Annotated in this window: 7 protein-coding genes; 3 read left to right on the top strand and 4 right to left on the bottom strand. The window is 74.0% G+C overall.

Going from position 1 to position 4,836, the window contains the following annotated elements; genetic code table 11:
- The 3 genes from ABZ885_RS35445 to ABZ885_RS35435 all read right to left on the bottom strand — a co-directional run.
- The coding region (locus ABZ885_RS35445; protein WP_360198196.1) for a VOC family protein at positions 1 to 205 on the bottom strand (205 nt) is incomplete at its 3' end.
- A 55-nt stretch (positions 206 to 260) separates the two neighbouring features.
- Positions 261 to 770: a GNAT family N-acetyltransferase gene (locus tag ABZ885_RS35440; RefSeq protein ID WP_360198193.1), complete on the bottom strand. Its 510-nt coding sequence runs from the start codon at positions 768 to 770 to the stop codon at positions 261 to 263.
- Positions 771 to 805: 35 nt separating this feature from the next.
- Positions 806 to 1,267, bottom strand: coding sequence for a group II truncated hemoglobin (locus tag ABZ885_RS35435; protein WP_360198190.1), 462 nt, complete (start codon positions 1,265 to 1,267; stop codon positions 806 to 808).
- 159 nt (positions 1,268 to 1,426) lie between these two features.
- Here ABZ885_RS35435 and ABZ885_RS35430 point away from each other — a divergent pair, with 159 nt between their 5' ends.
- The 3 genes from ABZ885_RS35430 to ABZ885_RS35420 are packed head-to-tail and all read left to right on the top strand — an operon-like array spanning position 1,427 to position 4,212.
- The gene (locus ABZ885_RS35430) at positions 1,427 to 2,212 is read left to right on the top strand and encodes an SDR family oxidoreductase (RefSeq protein WP_360198187.1); all 786 of its coding nucleotides are present in this window, start codon (positions 1,427 to 1,429) and stop codon (positions 2,210 to 2,212) included.
- Positions 2,213 to 2,241: 29 nt separating this feature from the next.
- The gene (locus ABZ885_RS35425) at positions 2,242 to 2,628 is read left to right on the top strand and encodes a MerR family transcriptional regulator (RefSeq protein ID WP_360198199.1); all 387 of its coding nucleotides are present in this window, start codon (positions 2,242 to 2,244) and stop codon (positions 2,626 to 2,628) included.
- 51 nt (positions 2,629 to 2,679) lie between these two features.
- Positions 2,680 to 4,212 (top strand): AMP-binding protein, encoded by a 1,533-nt coding sequence (locus ABZ885_RS35420; protein ID WP_360198185.1) that lies wholly within the window; start codon positions 2,680 to 2,682, stop codon positions 4,210 to 4,212.
- A gap of 24 nt (positions 4,213 to 4,236) precedes the next feature.
- Here the strand turns inward: ABZ885_RS35420 and ABZ885_RS35415 are convergent.
- A partial coding sequence (locus ABZ885_RS35415; protein WP_360198182.1) for a LuxR C-terminal-related transcriptional regulator occupies positions 4,237 to 4,836 on the bottom strand: 600 nt, incomplete at its 5' end.

The following is a 4,836-nucleotide window of genomic DNA, read 5'->3' as shown; positions in this document are numbered from 1 at the left end:
CCCCTGGACCTCCGGGATGATCTCCACCGGCCGCGACAGCTGGGACGGCACCCCGCGGCACACCTTCACCTACGGCTACTTCGCCGCCGCGATCACCCGGGTTGTCGTCGTCGCTGACCTTGCTGTCCAGCACCCCGGCCCAGAACTGCGCGAGCCGGAAGACGTCGGTGCAGTCGATCGTCACATGTCGTACAAGAGAAGCCATGGGGCCACTCTGGCCCGCATCCTCCTTGCGGTCCAGCCCTTTCGACCGGCGCCGGTCACACCGTCGCGGTGCGGCTGTGCCGGTGGCCGTCCAGGGGGAACTCCGGCGGCAGCGCCGTGAGCACCTCCTCGAAGCGGTAGCCGGTCTTCTCCGCGACCCGGCAGGAGGCCGGGTTGTCCACCTGGTGCAGCAGGTCGAGCCGGACCAGCCCCTCGGCCGCGAAGGCCGCGAACGCCCAGCCGGTGACCGCCTCCAGCGCGCGGGGCGCCAGGCCCCGGCCCCGTGCGGCGGCGGCCGTCCAGTACCCCACTTCGGCGACCGGGCCGCCGGGCGTGCCGCGCTTGAGCGCCACGTTGGCGACCAGCTCGGCCGGCCCGGAGGCGCGCGGCTCCAGGACGGCGAAGCTGTACCGCACCCCGTCAGCCCAGCCCCGGTACTGCAGGTCGAGCCAGTGGGCGGCCGCGCCGAGGTCGGTCACCGGGGTCCGGGTGAAGCGGCGCAGCGTCTCGTCCCGGTAGATCTCGACCAGGGCGGGTGCGTCCTCGTCCCGGAACGGCCGGAGCAACAAACCTTCGGCGGTGGGTGGTTCAACCGTGACGGTCACTTCTTCAGGCCCTCCCAGCCCCAGCGCGGCGTCGGGCCCGGGTCCCCCAGGTCCTCGCCGACGGGCGCCGCCGAGACGTCCTTGGCGATCTTCGTGCCCCAGTCGAAGTATTCCAGCACCCGCCGGCGCAGCAGCTCGTCGCCCGGCAGCTCCTTCTGCACGGCGGCGCCCATCAGCTCCATCCAGCGGCCGCGCTGCTCCTCGGTGATGGCCAGGCCGAGGTGCGAGCGGAGCAGGCTCTGGTGGCCGCCCAGCTCGGCGGTGAACCGGGCCGGGCCGCCGAAGATCTCGGCCAGCCAGACCGCGACGTGCTCGATGTGGGTGGTGGTGAAGTTCGCGAACACCGGTGCCAGCACCGGGTCGGCGAGGACCCCCTCGTAGAAGGTGTTGCTCAGCCGGCGGAGCGCCTCGATGCCCCCGATGGCGTCGTACAGGCTCTCGGACCGTTCGTCGCTCATGCGTATCTCCCCGTGTGCGTGGGTGCGTTGGTCCCTTCCTAGCAGCCGCCGGAGCCGCGCGCCGCCCGGCGGACCCGGCGTTCGCGCCCGGCTCAGCAAGCGGAGCCCGGGCTCCCGGTTTGACCTTGCCACTGACGTCAGGGTTGGAGGCTGGCGCCCATGAACGAGCGCACTCGACAGCACGGACGGCAGGACGCGGCACCCCGGGTGGTGCTGGTCACCGGCGCGGGCACGGGGATCGGCCGGGCCACCGCGCAGGCCTTCGCCGCCCAGGGGCCGGAGGTCACGGTGGTGGCGGTCGGACGGCGGGCCGAGCCGCTGGCGGAGACGGCCCGCAGCCACCCCGGACGGATCCACCCGCTGGCCGCGGACGTCACCGGCCCGGACGGGCCCGAGGAGATCGTCCGGTGGACCCTGGAGCGGTTCGGGCGGATCGACGTCCTGGTCAACAACGCGGCGATCGCCCCGCCCGGCAGGCTCGGCGGGTACACCCGGGACGGCATCGACGCGGTCCTGGCGACCAACCTGGTGGCCCCCGTCCTGCTCGGCCAGGCCGCCGTACCCGCACTGGCGGAGAGCCGGGGCGTGGTCGTCAACGTGAGCACCGCCGTCGGCCAGCGCGGCTGGCCGGCCAACTCGGTGTACGCGGCGAGCAAGGCCGCACTGGAGACGGTCACCCGCAGCTGGGCGGTGAAGCTGGCGCCGCGGGGCGTCCGGGTGGTGGCGGTGGCGCCCGGCGCGATCGCCACGCCGATCGCCGACCACTCCGGGCTCAGCCCGGAGCAGCGGGCGGCCACCCGGGAGTGGCAGATCGCGCACACCCCGCTCGGCCGGATCGGCGAGCCCGCCGAGGTGGCCTGGGCGATCACCCAACTGGCCGCACCACAGGCCTCGTTCGTCACCGGAGTAGTCTTCCCGGTGGACGGCGGCGCCGTCGTGGCGTGATCCGGGCGGACGAGCGGGGGCGGGGTACGGTGCTGATCGGGGAGCTGGCCCGGGCGACCGGGAGTACGCCCAGGGCGCTGCGCCACTACGAGCGGGCGGGCCTGATCGCGTCCTCCCGCGCCTCCAACGGCTACCGGGAGTACGACGACGCGGCCGTGGTGCGGGTCCGCAACATCCGCGGCCTGCTGGCCGCCGGGTTCACCCTGGACGACATGAAGCCCTTCCTGCCCTGCCTGGACGGCGACGTGCTGGCGCAGCGGCCGTCCGCCGCCGCCCTGCGGATCGCCCGGGAGCGGCTGGCCGTCCTGGAACGTCGGATCGCCGCCCAGACCGAGACCCGGGACCGGCTGGCCGCGGCGCTGGCGGCGGCCGGGGCGCCGGAGACCTCCGCCGGACCGGGCACGCCGTCCGGGTGACACCCCCGATCGGGGGTGTGCAGCGGGCGGCGGGCGGAGGACAGTGGGCGCATGCAGATTCCACTCTCCGTGATGGACTTCCTCGACCGGGCCGAGCTGGTCTACGGCGACCGGGTCGGCATCGTCGACGAACCCGTGCAGCCGGCCGGGTCCTGGGGCGAACTGACCTACCGCCGGGTCGCCGAACTCGCCCGCGCGCAGGCGGCCGGGCTGGACCGGCTGGGCGTCGGGCCGGGCGAGCGGGTCGCCGTCGTGTCGCACAACTCGGCCCGGCTGATGACCTCGCTGTTCGGCGTGAGCGGGCACGGCCGGGTGCTGGTGCCGGTCAACTTCCGGCTGAGGGCGGAGGAGGTGTCGTACATCGTCGAGCAGAGCGGCGCGTCCGTGCTGCTGATCGACCCCGAACTCGCCGACCCGCTGGCCGGGGTGGCCGCCGAGCACCGGTTCGTGCTCGGCGCGGACAGCGACGCCGTGCTGTACGACTTCGACGAGGAGCCGCGCCGGTACGAGATCGGCGAGAACGACACCGCGACGATCAACTACACCAGCGGAACCACCGCGCTCCCCAAGGGAGTTCAGCTCACCCATCGCAACATCTGGCTGAACGCGGTGCTGATGGGCCTGCACTTCGGGGCCGGCGACCGGGACGTCTACCTGCACACCCTGCCGATGTTCCACGCCAACGGCTGGGGCCTGCCGTTCTCGCTCACCGGGCTCGGCGCGCAGCACATCGTGCTGCGCAAGGTGGACGGCGCCGAGATCCTGCGCCGGATCGAGCGGCACGGGGTGACCTTCCTGTGCGGCGCGCCGGCGGTGGTTCAGATGGTGCTGGACGCGGCCGCCGACTGGGACGGGCCGGTCCCCGGCCGGGACCGGGTGCGGATGATCGTGGCCGGCGCCCCGCCGCCGACCTCGGTGGTGCAGCGGGTCGAGGAGGAGCTCGGCTGGGAGTTCATGCAGATCTACGGCCTGACCGAGACCTCGCCGGTGGTGACGGTCAACCGCTCCCGCGCCGAGTGGGACGCGCTGCCCGCCGGCGAACGGGCCGAGAAGCTGGTGCAGGCGGGCGCGCCGGCGATCGGCAACCAGGTCCGGGTGGACGAGCAGGGCGAGGTGGTGGTCCGCTCCAACGTGGTGCTCGACGGCTACTGGCAGCAGCCGCAGGAGACCGCGGACGCGATCCGGGACGGCTGGTTCCACACCGGGGACGGCGGCACCCTCACCGACGGCTACCTGACCATCTCGGACCGGAAGAAGGACGTCATCATCAGCGGCGGGGAGAACGTCTCCTCGATCGAGGTGGAGGACTGCCTGTACGACCACCCGGCGGTGGCCGAGGTCGCGGTGATCGGCGTGCCGGACGAGAAGTGGGGCGAGACGGTCAAGGCGCTGGTGATGCTGAAGCCCGGGTCCGCGGCGACCGAGGCCGAGCTCATCGCGCACTGCAAGCAGCGGCTGGCCGGCTACAAGTCGCCCACCTCGGTGGAGTTCCGGGACGCGCTGCCGCGGACCACCACCGGCAAGCTGCAGAAGTTCCGGCTCCGCGAGCCGTACTGGGCGGGGCGGGAACGGAACGTCAACTGACCCCGGTCGCTCCGCCCCCGTCGCTCAGGCCGGCCGGCCCACCGTCTCCAGGAGGCCGGACTCGCGTGCCAGCAGCGCGAGTTCGGTCCGGTTGCGGGCGCCGAGCTTGTGCATGGCGCCCTTCAGGTAGCCGGTCACCGTGTTGCAGGTGAGGCCGAGCTGAGCGGCGATCTCCGGGTTGGTCCGGCCGGTCGCCGCCCAGCGGAGCACCTCGTGCTCGCGCCGGGTGAGCGGGGTGGCGGGGAGCGCCCGGCGGACCGGCGGGCCGCTCCAGGCGGCGGCCCCGGCCAGCGCCCGGGTCGCGGCCGCGGCGAGCCTGCCGACGGCGGCGATCCGGACGTCCCCGAACGGCACCACCGCGCGCAGCGAGGCGTACACCACGCCGTGCACCGTGCCGCCGTGCAGCAGCGGGACGGTGAGCATCGCGTAGAGGTCCTCGGCGGTGACGGCGGCGTCGTAGTGGTGGGAGATGGTGGTGGCGGCCCGGTAGTCGGGCACCCAGCTGGGGGCGCGCTCGGCCAGCGCACGGCCGCCGAGGCCGGTCCCGGCGGGGACGGCGAGGCCGTGCAGCAGGTCGGCCCGGGTGCCGGCCCAGTGGCGCAGCACCATGCCCTCCGGCGCGGC

This window comes from Kitasatospora sp. NPDC047058 (assembly GCF_040643935.1).
Taxonomy (GTDB): domain Bacteria; phylum Actinomycetota; class Actinomycetes; order Streptomycetales; family Streptomycetaceae; genus Kitasatospora.
The sequence above is the reverse complement of the archived record's forward strand: the minus strand, read 5'-3'. Positions and strand labels throughout refer to the sequence as shown.